This is a genomic window from Methanosphaera sp. DEW79, from assembly GCF_003266085.1.
Taxonomy (GTDB): Archaea; Methanobacteriota; Methanobacteria; order Methanobacteriales; family Methanobacteriaceae; genus Methanosphaera; species Methanosphaera stadtmanae.
Genome location: NZ_MUZW01000063.1, coordinates 1 through 14,924, shown reverse-complemented (window position 1 = coordinate 14,924; position 14,924 = coordinate 1). Strand labels below are relative to the sequence as shown.

At 31.7% G+C, this 14,924-nt stretch carries 11 protein-coding genes and 1 tRNA gene; all 12 read left to right on the top strand.

Annotation, left to right across the window (positions count from 1 at the left end):
- Positions 1-1,012: 1,012 nt before the first annotated feature.
- Positions 1,013-2,521 carry a DNA-directed RNA polymerase subunit B'' gene (locus BZ132_RS06615; protein WP_286940673.1) on the top strand — a complete coding sequence of 503 codons (1,509 nt, stop codon included), beginning with the start codon at positions 1,013-1,015 and terminating at the stop codon, positions 2,519-2,521.
- Positions 2,522-2,550: 29 nt separating this feature from the next.
- Complete coding sequence (gene rpoB / locus BZ132_RS06610) at positions 2,551-4,362, top strand: DNA-directed RNA polymerase subunit B (RefSeq protein ID WP_112149727.1); 1,812 nt, start codon at positions 2,551-2,553, stop codon at positions 4,360-4,362.
- A 28-nt stretch (positions 4,363-4,390) separates the two neighbouring features.
- Complete coding sequence (locus BZ132_RS06605; protein WP_112149726.1) at positions 4,391-7,012, top strand: DNA-directed RNA polymerase subunit A'; 2,622 nt, start codon at positions 4,391-4,393, stop codon at positions 7,010-7,012.
- A 15-nt stretch (positions 7,013-7,027) separates the two neighbouring features.
- On the top strand, positions 7,028-8,197 hold the full coding sequence (gene rpoA2, locus BZ132_RS06600) for a DNA-directed RNA polymerase subunit A'' (RefSeq protein WP_011406947.1): 1,170 nt from the start codon (positions 7,028-7,030) through the stop codon (positions 8,195-8,197).
- Between the two features lie 10 nt (positions 8,198-8,207).
- A complete protein-coding gene (locus BZ132_RS06595; RefSeq protein ID WP_011406946.1) occupies positions 8,208-8,504 on the top strand; it encodes a 50S ribosomal protein L30e in 297 nt (98 codons plus the stop codon).
- An 8-nt stretch (positions 8,505-8,512) separates the two neighbouring features.
- A complete protein-coding gene (locus tag BZ132_RS06590; RefSeq protein WP_011406945.1) occupies positions 8,513-8,944 on the top strand; it encodes a NusA-like transcription termination signal-binding factor in 432 nt (143 codons plus the stop codon).
- Positions 8,945-9,202: 258 nt separating this feature from the next.
- The gene (locus tag BZ132_RS06585; RefSeq protein ID WP_011406944.1) at positions 9,203-9,628 is read left to right on the top strand and encodes a 30S ribosomal protein S12; all 426 of its coding nucleotides are present in this window, start codon (positions 9,203-9,205) and stop codon (positions 9,626-9,628) included.
- A 28-nt stretch (positions 9,629-9,656) separates the two neighbouring features.
- Entirely contained in the window at positions 9,657-10,220 is a 564-nt protein-coding gene (locus BZ132_RS06580; protein WP_011406943.1) for a 30S ribosomal protein S7, read from the top strand.
- A 186-nt stretch (positions 10,221-10,406) separates the two neighbouring features.
- On the top strand, positions 10,407-12,599 hold the full coding sequence (locus BZ132_RS06575; protein WP_011406942.1) for an elongation factor EF-2: 2,193 nt from the start codon (positions 10,407-10,409) through the stop codon (positions 12,597-12,599).
- 379 nt (positions 12,600-12,978) lie between these two features.
- Complete coding sequence (tuf, locus tag BZ132_RS06570) at positions 12,979-14,220, top strand: translation elongation factor EF-1 subunit alpha (RefSeq protein WP_011406941.1); 1,242 nt, start codon at positions 12,979-12,981, stop codon at positions 14,218-14,220.
- 174 nt (positions 14,221-14,394) lie between these two features.
- A complete protein-coding gene (gene rpsJ / locus BZ132_RS06565) occupies positions 14,395-14,703 on the top strand; it encodes a 30S ribosomal protein S10 (protein ID WP_011406940.1) in 309 nt (102 codons plus the stop codon).
- Between the two features lie 83 nt (positions 14,704-14,786).
- Positions 14,787-14,870 (top strand) — tRNA-Ser (locus BZ132_RS06560).
- The last annotated feature ends 54 nt before the right edge of the window (positions 14,871-14,924 follow it).

Below are 14,924 nucleotides of genomic sequence, written 5' to 3'. Positions count from 1 at the left end.
TTAGTTATTAATCAATTTTTTTTAAAAGGGTTAGTATTTAAAAGAAACATCTACTATATAAAACTATAGTTTTTTATTAGATGAGTTACAAACATAAAGTATACGTATTAATTTATAGAATTAAATTTTAAATCATGTTTTCTTTATCAGATTTAGAATTCTATGTATAATATTTTAGATAGAATTAAATTTTGTATTCTAAAATTAATTGGGAAAAAATAGGAATATTTTAAGTATTTTTCATAGTTTTAAGTGATGATTATACTTTAAAATAATAACTGATATTTGATATAATTAATAAATTTATAATGATGTCTAATAATACTGTAAATGATTATCAGAAAATGTTTTCTATTAAATATTTTTAATAGATTTTTATTTGGATAATAAAGCATTGTTATTCATATTATTAGAAAAGTGATGGATTATTTTATAAATTTAGAATTTATTATTGAATTCATATTATAATTAAATTAATAAAGAAAACATAGTGTTAGTTATGGGTAGTTTATAATTAGAAAAAATATTTTTTAGTTAGATTATTTTTTTTTATTGAAACTGATTATTTCAATTGACTAAAGATACTTGATTTTTATTTAAATTATATTACTAAACTATGTTTTTGTGTTATAAATTATGGATTCATTTTTTTATAAATTCTTATTTTAAATAAACTAACTTATTCTAATACTGTTAAGATATGGTATTATAACTTTAATGATACAAGTAATCTAGAGTATAACTTGGTTCTTGTGGAGAAGTAGTTGCCTTTTTATTAATTTATTTTTATTCTATTACCATCACTTTAGAAAAAAAAATAAACTAATAGTTAGGTATGTAATCTTATATTAGATGTAAAATCTGTATTATAATCATTTAAATTATAAATTATACAGTTCCCTATTAGGGCAATATCAAGTAGTAAACTAAAACTTAGGAAGAGAAATTTGAATAAAATTAGTAGTGTGTATTTTTATTCAAAGTTGAATTCTTTTCAAATGGAGATGGATATATGACAAAAAACGCATGGTCTTTAGTTGATTCATTTTTTGATGAATATGATATAGTAGACCACCATATCCGATCATACAATGATTTTTTAGATAATAAAATTCAAGAAATTGTTGATATTACAGAACCCATAACATTGGATCATGGTGAGTATACTATTAAAACTGGTGATGTAGAAATAGTTAAACCTTTCATAAAAGAAGCTGATGGTTCTAAAAGTATTATTGAACCATCTGAAGCAAGATTAAGAAATCTTAATTATTCTGCTCACATGTACCTTGACATGGCTCTTGTTAAGGGGGATAATGACGATTATGAAATGGAAAAAGTTTATATTGGTGAATTACCTGTCATGCTTAAATCAAAAGCATGTCACCTATGTGGCTTAAGTGATGAAGAACTTGAAAAAGTTGGAGAAGATCCTCAAGATCCAGGGGGCTACTTTATAGTAAATGGATCTGAAAGAGCTATTGTTACAATGGAAGAAATTGCTCCTAACAAAATTATCTTAGAACAAAGTGAAAAAGATAAAGAAGATAGAAGAGCAAGAGCAGTTGTAACCTCAATAAAAAGTGGTTTCCGTGCAAGAATCACTTTAGAATATAGAAAACCTCATAAAAAAGGAGTATTCTTAAGAATATCATTCCCTTATGTACCTGGAGAAATACCTCTTGTAATCTTACTAAGAGCTCTTGGATTTGAAAAAGATGTGGACTTGGTAAACAGTGTTTCTGATGATATTAACACTCAATTCTTATTAATTGATGATATTCAAACAACAGGTGTTGACACAAAATACGATGCTATCAAATATATTGGTAACAGAGTAGCAAAGGGAATGACTGAAGAATACAGAATTAAAAGAGCAGAAGATGTAATTGATCGTTATCTTTTACCTCATGTAGGAGTAGATCCTGAATCTCGTATTGACAAAGCAGTATATCTTGCAGAAATGACTGATATGCTTTTACAAGTAATAAATGGTGAACGTGAACCTCACGATAAGGATCATTATGCAAATAAAAGATTAAGAGTATCTGGAGATCTTATGGAAGATTTATTCAGAGTAGCTTTCACAAGTCTAACAAGAGATATGACCTATCAATTAGAACGTAGTCTATCACGTGGAAAAGAACCATCAGTTAAACAAGCAGTAAGATCTGATGTAATAACTGAAAATATAAAACATGCAATAGCTACAGGTAATTGGGTTGGTGGAAGAGCTGGAGTAAGCCAATTACTTGACAGAACAAGTTACATGGGAACACTATCACATCTTAAACGTGTAGTCTCACCATTATCAAGAAGTCAACCTCACTTTGAAGCAAGAGATTTACATCCAACACAATTTGGAAAAATATGTCCTAACGAAACTCCGGAAGGACCAAACTGTGGTTTAGTAAAAAACTTAGCTATAATTACAAAAATATCTGAAGGCTATCCTTTAGAAGATATAGAAAAAACAATCCAAGATATGGATTATATCACACCATTAGATCATAACTTATAAAATGAAAAAGGGATTTAAGGAGACTTATAATGGTTAAAGTTAAAGTTTATATAAATGGTAAATTAATTGGAACAACAGATGAACCTGAAGCATTTGTAAAAGAAGTTAAAGCCAGAAGAAGATCTAATGAATTAACTCATGAATTAAATATAACATACTATGAAGAAAATAGTGAAATATTTATATTCACAGATCCTGGAAGGGCAAGAAGACCATTGGTAATAGTTGAAAATGGAGTTTCAAAACTCACTGATGAAATTATTGATCAAGTTGCAGCAGGAGAACTAAAATGGTTTGACCTTATTCATAAAGGAATCATAGAGTATATTGATGCTGAAGAAGAAGAAAATGCATACATTGCAATGTTTGAAGATCAATTAACAGAAGAACATACTCATCTTGAAATAGATCCATCAACAATGCTTGGTATTTGTGCTGGAATTATTCCATATGCTAACCATAATTCCTCACCAAGGAACACAATGGAGGCAGGTATGACAAAACAGGCTCTTGGATTATATGTATCAAACTATAATTTAAGAACTGATACAAGAGCACATCTCTTACATCAACCACAAATGCCTGTTGTAAAAACAAAAAGTATGGTTTCAACAGAATATGATAAAAGACCATCTGGTCAAAACTTCGTAGTAGCAATTCTTTCATACCAAGGATGTAACATGGAAGATGCTCTTGTTATGAATAAAGCAGCATTAGAAAGAGGATTAGGTAGATCTTCCTTCTTTAGATCATACGAAGCATCAGAAAGACGTTATCCTGGTGGACAAGAAGATCACTTTGAATATCCCGAAAGTATGGTACGAGGATATAGATCAGAGGAAGTATACAAACACTTAGATGAAGATGGACTTATCAATCCAGAAGTACCAGTAACAAGTGGAGATGTATTAATAGGTAAAACATCACCTCCAAGATTCCTTGAAGATGTGGATGAATTTGGTACTGTAGCAGAAAGAAGACGTGAAACAAGTGTTACAGTAAGACATGGTGAACATGGTATAGTAGACAAAGTAATGCTAACAGAAACTGTTGAAGGAAGTAAATTAGCAAAAGTCAAAGTACGTGATCACAGACAACCAGAATATGGTGATAAATTCGCATCAAGACATGGTCAGAAAGGAGTATTAGGTCTTATAGTACCTCAAGAAAATATGCCTTTCAATGAAAATGGTATGTGTCCTGATTTAATGATAAATCCTCACGCAATTCCATCAAGGATGTCTATTGGACAGATTATTGAGATGCTTGCAGGTAAAGCTGGTTGTATGGAAGGACATCGTATTGATGGTACACCATTTACTGGAGTACCAGAAGATGAAATCAAACGTTTACTTAAAGAAAATGGTTTTGAAACACATGGTCGTGAACAATTATACAATGGTATAACAGGTGAACGTTTCAAAGCAGAAATCTTTGTAGGAGTAGCATATTACCAGAAATTACATCACATGACTTCAGATAAAGTATATGCAAGAAGTAGAGGTCCAGTACAAGTTCTCACTCGTCAACCTACTGAAGGTAGAGCAAGAGAAGGTGGACTTAGATTTGGAGAAATGGAACGTGACTGTTTAATTGCACATGGTGCTGCACTAGCATTAAAAGAAAGATTACTCGATGAATCAGATAAATATGAAGCATTGTTATGTGGAAATTGTGGTAGATTAGCAGTAAGAGATAAAATACGTGATAGAACATACTGTGCAATATGTGGAGAAACAGAAACATTCCCAATAGAAATATCATATGCATTTAAATTGTTACTTGATGAATTAAAATCATTATGTATATCTCCAAATCTTGTATTAGAAGATAAAGCATAGTTAATAAATTACTCGGGAGGATTATTAGTTGAAAGGAATAATAAAAAAAGTATCTGAAATAGATTTTGGTTTAATGTCACCAGAAGTTATAAGAAAAATGTCTGTAACTAAAATTGTAACGCCAGATACATATGATGAAGATGGTTATCCAATAGAATCAGGATTAATGGATCCACGACTTGGAGTAATTGACCCAGGACTTAAATGTAGAACTTGTGGTTCTAAAGGTGGAGATTGTCAAGGACACTTTGGACATATTAACTTTGCAAGACCTGTAATACATGTGGGATTTGCAGATACTATTCATAAAATTCTAAGATCTACTTGTCGTAAATGTGGAAGAGTACTTTTAACAGATACTGAAAAGTTAGAATATAAAGATAAATTAGAAGAAAGAATAGAAAATGGTGAAGATATTTCTAAAATCTTAAAACAAATCCATTTAGCAGCTAAAAAAGAAAAATGTCCACATTGTGAAGAAGAACAAATAGAAATTAAAATTGATAAACCAATTTCTCTTGTTGAAGGAACATATAAATTAACTGCTAGTGAAGTACGTGAAAGATTAGAAATGATACCAGAAGAGGATTATATCTTTATTGGTATAAATCCAAAGGTAGCAAGACCAGAATGGATGGTTTTAACAGTACTACCAGTACCACCTGTAACAGTAAGACCTTCAATTACACTTGAAACTGGTGAAAGATCAGAAGATGACCTTACACACAAACTTGTGGATATTTTACGTATTAATCAAAGATTAAAAGAAAATATGGAAGCTGGTGCACCACAACTTATTGTTGAAGATTTATGGGAGTTACTCCAATACCACGTAACAACCTACTTTGATAATGAAGCATCTGGAGTACCACCAGCAAGACATAGATCTGGAAGACCTTTAAAAACATTAGCTCAACGTCTAAAAGGTAAAGAAGGACGTTTCAGAAGTAATCTTGCAGGTAAACGTGTAAATTTCTCAGCACGTACTGTAATTTCACCAGACCCAACATTAAGTATAAATGAAGTTGGAGTTCCTGAAATGATAGCTAAAGAAGTAACTGTACCTATAGCTGTTACTGAATGGAACATGGAAAAAATGAAGGAATATATTAATAATGGGCCTGATGTACATCCTGGAGCAAACTACATAATAAGACCTGATGGACGTAAAATCAGAGTTTATGATGAAACAAAAGAAATGGTTGTTGAAAATCTAAAACCAGGATACATAGTTGAAAGGCATATTATTGATGGAGATATTGTATTATTCAATCGTCAACCTTCACTTCACCGTATGTCAATGATGGCACATGAAGTAAGAGTATTACCATATAAAACATTCAGGTTAAATTTATGTGTATGTCCTCCATACAATGCAGATTTCGATGGAGACGAAATGAACATGCACGTATTCCAAACTCCTGAAGCTCGTGCTGAAGCAAATGACATAATGAAGGTACAAGAACATATTCTTTCACCTCGTTATGGTGGACCAATTATTGGAGCTATACATGATCACATTACTGGTGCATATTTACTTACACATGCATCTACAGTATATCCTGAAGATAAAGCATTCCAAATCATTAAACGTTCTAAAATGGAACTTCCTGAATCTAAAGGAAGAGATTGGACTGGTAAAGAAATTTTCAGTTTACTCTTACCTGATAAATTAAACTTAATTTATAAGGCAGAGATTTGTAGAAAATGTGAGGAATGTAAACATGAAAACTGTGAACATGATGCTTATGTAGTAATTAGTAATGGTCAATTATTACAAGGAGTAGTTGATGATAAAGGATATGGATCTGGTAGTGGTAAAATATTAGATTCAATTGTAAAACAATTTGGTCCTAGTGAAGCTCGTTACTTCCTTGATCATGCTACAAAACTTGCAGTATTTGGTGGAGTAATGCAAAGAGGTTTCACAACTGGTACTGCTGATGAAGAAATTCCTAAGGAAGCAGAAGAACGTATTAAAGAATTACTTGAAAAATCTGATCGTAAAGTGGAACAACTTATTCAAGCATATGAAGATAATGAACTTGAAGCATTACCTGGACGTAGTTTACGTGAAACACTTGAGATGAAAATCATGCAAGTGCTTGGGGAAGCAAGGGATAACACTGGGGTTATTGCAGAACGTTACTTTACAACATCTAACAGTGCAGTAATTATGGCACTCACTGGTGCTCGTGGTTCAATGCTTAACTTAACTCAGATTGCTACTTGTGTAGGACAGCAGGCTGTTCGTGGAGGACGTATTAATAGGGGTTATATTAATCGTACTTTACCTCATTTCCGTAAAGGTGATGTGGGTTCTAAAGCTAGTGGATTTGTACACAGTAGTTATAAGAAAGGACTTGATCCATTAGAATTTTTCTTCCACGCTATGGGTGGACGTGAAGGATTAGTAGATACAGCTATTCGTACAGCACAGAGTGGTTACATGCAAAGACGTCTTGTAAATGCACTTCATGACTTAAGTGTACATGAAGATGGAACTGTACGTGATAATAGGGGAGCTATTATTCAATTTAAATATGGTGAAGATGGTATTAACCCAGCAAAAAGTGATTATGGTATAGTAGCAAATCTTGATCGTTTAATAGAAGAGATGAGATTAGAAGCTAATGGTAATGCTAAATAGGGAGAGTGGATTTTTATGAATGTAGAAGAAGTTCAAGCAGTAGTTAATGAAAATGGTGCTGATTATTTCCCTATTAAACTTGTTGAGGAAATAAGTGAAGCATCTGAACGTAATAATTTAACTGATGATGAATTAAAAACTTTAGTTCTTAAAGTTAAAGAAGCATATGAACGTGAAGAGGTTGAACCTGGTGAATCTGTAGGTACTATTGCAGCTCAATCTGTAGGTGAACCTGGTACTCAGATGACCATGCGTACTTTTCACTATGCAGGGGTAGTAGAATTAAACGTAACCTTAGGGTTACCTCGTCTTATAGAAGTAGTAGATGCTCGTAAGAAAATATCTACTCCTACTATGGATATTTTCTTTGCTGATGATTATAAAAATGATGAAGAATTTATTCGTAAAATGGGTAATAAAATAGGTAAAATAACATTGAATGATGTTATTAAAAACTTCAATGTAAATTATATGGATAACATAATTACAGCTGAAATTGATCAAGATATTCTTGATGAACGTAGACTTGAACTTTCAGAAGTTACTGCTGTAATTGAAAAAACTTTTAAACAGGTAAAGATAAATAATAATTTACTGAGTTTTGAAACCACATTTTCTAAAGATGAAGAAAAAATGCAACAAGGTATTCGAGAATTAAGATTACTTGCTGATAAAATCAGAGATCTTCAAATTAGTGGTGTTAAAGGTATTGGTAAAGTTGTTATCCGTCATGAACATAATGAATGGGTAATTCACACTGAAGGTTCTAATATTGGAGCTATTTTAAAAATTGATGGTGTGGATATTGTTAAAACAACTACAAACGATATTTTTGAGATTGAAAAAGTTCTTGGTATTGAAGCTGCAAGAAATGCTATTATTCATGAGTTATATACAACCATGGAAGAACAAGGGCTTAGTGTGGATATAAGACACATTATGCTTGTTGCTGATATGATGACTTCTGAAGGGGTTGTAAAATCCATTGGAAGACATGGTATCAGTGGTGAAAAATCAAGTGTTCTTGCTCGTGCAGCTTTCGAAGAAACTGGAAAACACTTGCTTAATGCAAGTATTCGTGGAGAAACTGATAAACTCACAGGTATAATTGAGAATGTTATTGTTGGACAACCAATACCTCATGGTACGGGGTCTGTTGGTGTCATTATGAAAGATAAAAACTAGGAGGCAGTAAATGGATATAGAAAGAGGGATACGTGTAGCCGTTGATACTGGTAAGGTTATATTAGGATCCAATAAAGCAATTCAAGCAATAAAACTTGGAAATGGGGAGTTAGCTATTATGGCTGAAAACACTCCTAAAAATGTTAAAGCAGATATTGAAGCATATTCAAAATTATCTGAAATGCCAGTATATACATTTGAAGGTTCCAGTGTAGAACTAGGTTCAATCTGTGGTAAACCATTCACAGTATCAGTTCTAATTATACAAGAACCTGGAGACTCTAACATATTAGAGATTAAGGAGTAAATTGAATTATGTCCATCAAGTTTACAACCAATGAAATCAGATATATTGGCTTGTTTGAAACAATAACAAGTGCTACGGTTAAGGACTGTATTATTGATGAAGAACATGATAAAGTTACTTTTTTGGTAAAAAAAGGAGATATGGGATTAGCAATAGGAAAACGTGGTAGTACTATTGCTAAAATGCAGAATAAAGTAGATAAGAGTATTGAAATTATTGAACACTCTGACGATCCCGGCGAATTTATAAAAAATTTGTTATCTGTAGCTAAAGTAAATTCAATAGAATTTTCTACTAATGCTAAAGGTAATAAAATCGCGACCTTGGATGTCGACTCAAAGACTAAACGTTCTACTATTGGTAAAAATGGTCAGAATATTCGGCGAGCCAGACAATTTGCTAAAAGACAATTTGATATTAGTGATATTATCATAAAATAACCATGTTTATGATTATTTATATTTAGGATTAAAAGTAAAAAAATGGTTTTATTTTACATCCTAAATTCTTAAAAAAACTCAGTTAATACTAAAAACTATAATGAAAAGTATGTAAATTATTGCACACAGCATAAATTTAAATAATACTTCATGTAAATTACACTACTTCATCTGTGTTAAATGTACATGTGGTATTTTTAAATAACTTTGAATAGAATAATAAAAAAATTTTATAAAGTATAAATGGAGGAATAAAATTTGCCAGGATTATTTGCAGCAAAAAAATTAAAAGATAACAGACAAAACTTCCGATGGAAAGACACACAATACAAAAGAAAAACCCTCGGATTAAACATAAAAGCAGATCCACTAGAAGGATCACCTCAAGCAAGAGGAATTGTAATAGAAAAAGTAGGTATTGAAGCAAAACAGCCTAACTCTGCAATAAGAAAATGTGTAAGAGTTCAATTAATTAAAAACGGTAAACAAATTACAGCTTTCGCACCAGGTGATGGAGCTATTGGTTTTATCGATGAACACGATGAAGTAATGATTGAAGGAATAGGTGGACCATCAGGTAGGTCTATGGGTGATATTCCTGGAGTAAGATGGAAAGTTACAAAAGTAAACAACGTAGCTTTATCTGAAATGGTAAGTGGAAAAATCGAAAAACCTGTAAGGTAATTAATTTATTTAAGGAGATTTAATTAATATGAGCTTTAAATTATTCGATAAATGGGATGTAACAGAAGTTACAGTAGAAGATATGGGATTACAAAACTACGTATGTTTAGATGAAATTGTTGTACCACACACAATGGGACGTCACGTAAAAAGACAATTTGCAAAATCTAAAGTATCTATTGTAGAAAGACTCATGAATAAAATCATGAGAACAGAAAGAAACAGTGGTAAAAAAAATAAAGCATACTCCATTGTAGAAGATGCTTTAGAAATTATCAACAATAAAACCAAACAAAACCCTGTTCAAGTTTTAGTAAAAGCTGTAGAAAACACAGCACCAAGGGAAGAAACCACACGTATCAAATACGGTGGTATTGGATACCAAATTGCAGTAGATATAGCACCACAAAGAAGAGTAGACCTTTCTTTAGGATTTATTACAAAAGGTGCAATGCAATCTGCATTTAAAAATAAAAAATCAGCAGCTCAATGTTTAGCTGATGAAATATTATTAGCATCAGATGAAGATTCAAGAAGCTTTGCTGTACAGAAAAAAGAAGAAAAAGAAAGAGTAGCAAGATCCGCACACTAGATTTTGAAACTACTTATCTTTTTTCTCTTTTATTTTTTTTAAAAAAGATATTTATAAAAATTTATTAGATGATTTAAAAAAATAATTTTTAAATTAAATTTAATAAAATTAATAAAGTATTAAACTAATAATTAAATAATAATAAAAAAACTAATTAATTTAAGATTTAACATTTAGGTGATTTTATTGAGTCGACGAGATCAAATGGTAAAAAAAATCAAAGATTTAATGTACAAGCCAGACTATATTAGAAACATTGGTATAGTAGCACACATTGACCATGGTAAAACAACATTATCAGATAACCTTCTTGCAGCAGCAGGAATGATATCTTCTGAATTAGCAGGAGATCAAAGATTCCTTGATTTTGATGAACAAGAACAAGAAAGAGGAATTACTATTGATGCAGCAAACGTATCAATGGTACACAGTTATGAAGATAACGAATACCTTATCAACCTTATTGATACACCAGGACACGTAGACTTTGGTGGAGACGTAACCCGTGCAATGAGAGCTGTAGATGGAGCTGTAGTAGTTGTATGTGCAGTAGAAGGTGTAATGCCTCAAACAGAAACAGTATTAAGACAAGCTTTAAAAGAAAATGTAAGACCTGTTCTCTTTATTAACAAAGTAGATAGATTAATAAATGAATTAAAACTTGATGATGCTGAATTACAAAACAGATTTGTAAAAATTATTGCAGGAGTAAACAAACTCATCAAAAACATGGCTCCTGAACAATACAAAACAGAATGGCAAGTAAAAATTGAAGATGGTACAGTAGCATTCGGTTCAGCATATCATAACTGGGCAATTAACGTACCTGAAATGTTAAAAACAAACATTACTTTCAAAGATATTATCCAATACTGTAATGAAGACAACCAAAAAGAATTAGCTCAAAAAATTAAAATTGAAGAAGTAATTCTTGGTATGGTAGTAGAACACTTACCAAGTCCAAAAGTTGCACAAGAATACAGGGTACCTAAAATCTGGTCTGGAGATATAGAATCTGTAGAAGGACAAGGTATGATTGCAACTGATTCAACATCACCACTTGCAGTAATGGTAACAGATGTAAGTATTGATAAACACGCTGGTGAAATAGCAACTGGTCGTGTATATGGTGGATCAATTGAAAAAGGTTCAGAAATATTCTTTGTAGGTTCAATGAGTAAAGCAAGAACCCAACAAGTTGGAGTATATATGGGTCCTGAAAGAATTAATACAGACTCAGTTCCAGCAGGTAATATTGTAGCAATTACTGGTGCAAGAGGAGCTATTGCAGGGGAAACAATTACAGATGCAGACCATAACATAGCACCATTTGAAAGTTTAGAACACATATCTGAACCAGTAGTAACAGTAGCAGTAGAAGCTAAAAACACAAAAGATTTACCAAAACTTATTGAAGTATTAAGACAAGTTGGTAAAGAAGACCCAACATTAAGAGTAGAAATTAACGAAGAAACTGGTGAACACTTAATTGCTGGTATGGGTGAATTACACTTAGAAGTTATTATCTACAGAATTAATGATAAAGGATTAGAAGTAGAAACATCTGAACCTATTGTAGTATACAGAGAAACTATTGCAGGTACAGCAACAAATGTTGAAGGAAAATCACCTAACAAACATAACAGATTCTACATAGATATTGAACCATTATCTGATGATTTAATGAATGCTATTTCTGAAGGAGAAATCCCAGAAGGAAGAGTAAAAGGTAAAGAATTAGCTAAAACATTCCAAGAACATGGTCTTGACAAAGATGAAGCTAAAAAAGTATGGGATGTATACAAACACAGTATATTTGTAAATAAAACTCGTGGTATTCAATACTTAGATGAAATTAAAGAGTTATTAATGGAAGGATTTGAAAGTGCATTAGATGATGGACCACTTGCAAATGAAAAAGCTATGGGAATAAAAATAAGTCTCATGGATGCAAAAATACACGAAGATGCAGTACACAGAGGACCAGCACAAGTATTACCTGCTATAAGAAAAGCAGTATATGGAGCAATAATGTTAGCACAACCAACATTAATGGAACCAATGCAAAAAGTATACATAAGTGTACCTCAAGATTACATGGGTGCAGCAACTCGTGAAGTACAAAACAGAAGAGGACAAATTGTAGAAATGGGTCAAGAAGGAGATATGTCTACTATTGAATCTAAAGTACCTGTTTCAGAAATGTTTGGATTTGCTGGAGATATAAGATCAGCAGCAGAAGGACGTTGTATTTGGTCTACTGAAAACTCTGGATTTGAAAGAATCCCAAGAGAATTACAAAATAAAATCGTAAAAGAAATACGTGAAAGAAAAGGTCTAACTCCAGAACCATATGGACCTGACCACTACTTAGGATAAGTATACTTCTTTTTCGTATACTTTTTTTTAAATTAAATACTAAAAAGTATATTAATAAAAAAATATATATAGTTTATTTAATAAAAGATAATTTTATATATCTAAACTTCATTTAAGTTTAGGAAATTATTGTAATTTATTAAGTAATTAAAGATAATAAAAAGAAATATGTTATTTTACAAGGGAATATAACTATTCCCTGGTTATATTTCTTTGTAGTACAATAGTACAGTATATTTCTTTATTACTTTGTTAGGGGACGTTCTCTAGATATAATCTAGCAATCGGCTTACTAACACTTTATAAATCATACTATTTTCTAATAGTTCCTGATTTATATATTATATTCAATACATGTTTTAATTATGGAGGATATATAATGGCAAAAGAAAAAACACACATGAACTTAGCATTTATTGGTCACGTAGACCACGGAAAATCAACATTAGTAGGACACCTTTTATTATTAGAAGGAGCTATTGCTGAACAACAATTAGATGAAGGAGAAGACAAATTCAGATTTGTTATGGATAAACTCGGTGAAGAAAGAGAAAGAGGAGTAACTATAGATCTTGCTCACGCTAAATTCGAAACACAAAAATACGAATACACTGTAGTAGATTGTCCAGGACACCGTGACTTTGTTAAAAACATGATTACTGGTGCATCACAAGCAGACGCAGCAGTTCTTGTAGTAGCAGCAAACGACGGTATCATGCCACAAACAAAAGAACACATCTTCTTATCAAGAACCCTTGGTATAAACCAATTAATTATTGCAATTAACAAAATGGATGTAGTAGACTACTCTGAAGATAAATTCAATGAATTAAAAGAAGAATTAGGAGCTTTAATCTCAACAGTAGGATTTAAACCTTCAGACGTACCTTTCATACCAGTATCTGCATTTGAAGGAGATAACATCTCTGAGAAAAGTTCAAACACACCTTGGTACAAAGGAAACACTCTTGTACAAGAATTAGATGCATTAGATGAACCAGATAAACCTGTAGACTTACCATTAAGATTACCTATTCAAGATGTATACTCCATTACTGGTGTAGGTACAGTACCTGTAGGAAGAATTGAAACTGGTATATTAAAAACAGCTGAAAACATAGCATTTGAACCAGCTGGAGTAACTGGTGAAGTAAAATCTATTGAAATGCACCACGAAGTTCTTGACAAAGCAGAACCTGGAGACAACGTTGGATTCAACGTAAGAGGTGTAGGTAAAAACGATATTAAAAGAGGAGACGTTGCTGGTACAACACAAAACCCTCCTAGTGTAGCTAAAGAATTCAAAGCACAAATCGTTGTATTACAACACCCTGGTGTAATGACAGTTGGATACACACCTGTATTCCACGCACACACAGCACAAGTTGCATGTACTTTCTTATCCTTAGATGTAAAATTAGATCCTGCAACAGGACAACCTAAAGAAGAAAACCCTGACTTCCTTAAAACAGGAGATGCAGCTTTAGTTACCATTAAACCAACAAAACCTATGGTAATTGAAAACATCAAAGAAATTCCTCACATGGGAAGATTCGCTATCCGTGATATGGGTCAAACCGTAGCAGCAGGAATGTGTATAGACATTACTGATGCAAAATAAGTAAATTAATTTTTACTTATTAATTTTTTTTTAATTAATCGATATCCCATAATGATACTATTTTTAATAAACTTAAGTTTATCATATAGTAAATACTATTCATGTAAATTTTTTTGAATATAATATAAGTTGTTGGATAATCGATATGAAAAGGTTTTATTAGGGAGAATGAATATGAACAAAGCTAGAATTAAATTAACAGGTACAGATCCAGAAAAAATAGCTGATGTATGTAATCAACTTAAAAAAATAGCTGAAAGAACTGGTGTAGATTTATCAGGACCTATTCCTTTACCAACTAAAAAATTAGTAGTACCTACTAGAAAAAGTCCAGATGGTGAAGGTAAAGCAACATGGGAAAAATGGGAATTAAGAATTCATAAACGTCTTGTGGGAATTGAAGCAGATGAACGTGCAATGAGACAAGTTATGAAAGTTAATGTTCCTGATAATGTAAGTATCGAAATAGAACTTAAAGCATAGATAAAATAACAAACTATATAAATTATTACTATCATATATAGTAATAGATTTCAAATAGTTTTATTCTTTTTATTTTTTTAGAGGCCGAGATAGCCTAGCCAGGTAAGGCGCGGGACTTGAGATCCCGTGGAGTTATCTCCTCATGGGTTCAAATCCCATTCTCGGCGTAAACTTTATTTTACAAAGATTAATTATTTATTTTTATTTTTAGATTTTTATTT

Excerpts from the sequence above, each read along its gene's own strand:
- rpoB (WP_112149727.1), top strand. The coding sequence starts at position 2,551 with ATGGTTAAAGTTAAAGTTTATATAAATGGTAAATTAATTGGAACAACA.
- BZ132_RS06590 (WP_011406945.1), top strand. The coding sequence starts at position 8,513 with ATGTCCATCAAGTTTACAACCAATGAAATCAGATATATTGGCTTGTTT.
- rpsJ (WP_011406940.1), top strand. The coding sequence starts at position 14,395 with ATGAACAAAGCTAGAATTAAATTAACAGGTACAGATCCAGAAAAAATA.
- BZ132_RS06595 (WP_011406946.1), top strand. The coding sequence starts at position 8,208 with ATGGATATAGAAAGAGGGATACGTGTAGCCGTTGATACTGGTAAGGTT.
- BZ132_RS06580 (WP_011406943.1), top strand. The coding sequence starts at position 9,657 with ATGAGCTTTAAATTATTCGATAAATGGGATGTAACAGAAGTTACAGTA.
- BZ132_RS06615 (WP_286940673.1), top strand. The coding sequence starts at position 1,013 with ATGACAAAAAACGCATGGTCTTTAGTTGATTCATTTTTTGATGAATAT.
- rpoA2 (WP_011406947.1), top strand. The coding sequence starts at position 7,028 with ATGAATGTAGAAGAAGTTCAAGCAGTAGTTAATGAAAATGGTGCTGAT.
- tuf (WP_011406941.1), top strand. The coding sequence starts at position 12,979 with ATGGCAAAAGAAAAAACACACATGAACTTAGCATTTATTGGTCACGTA.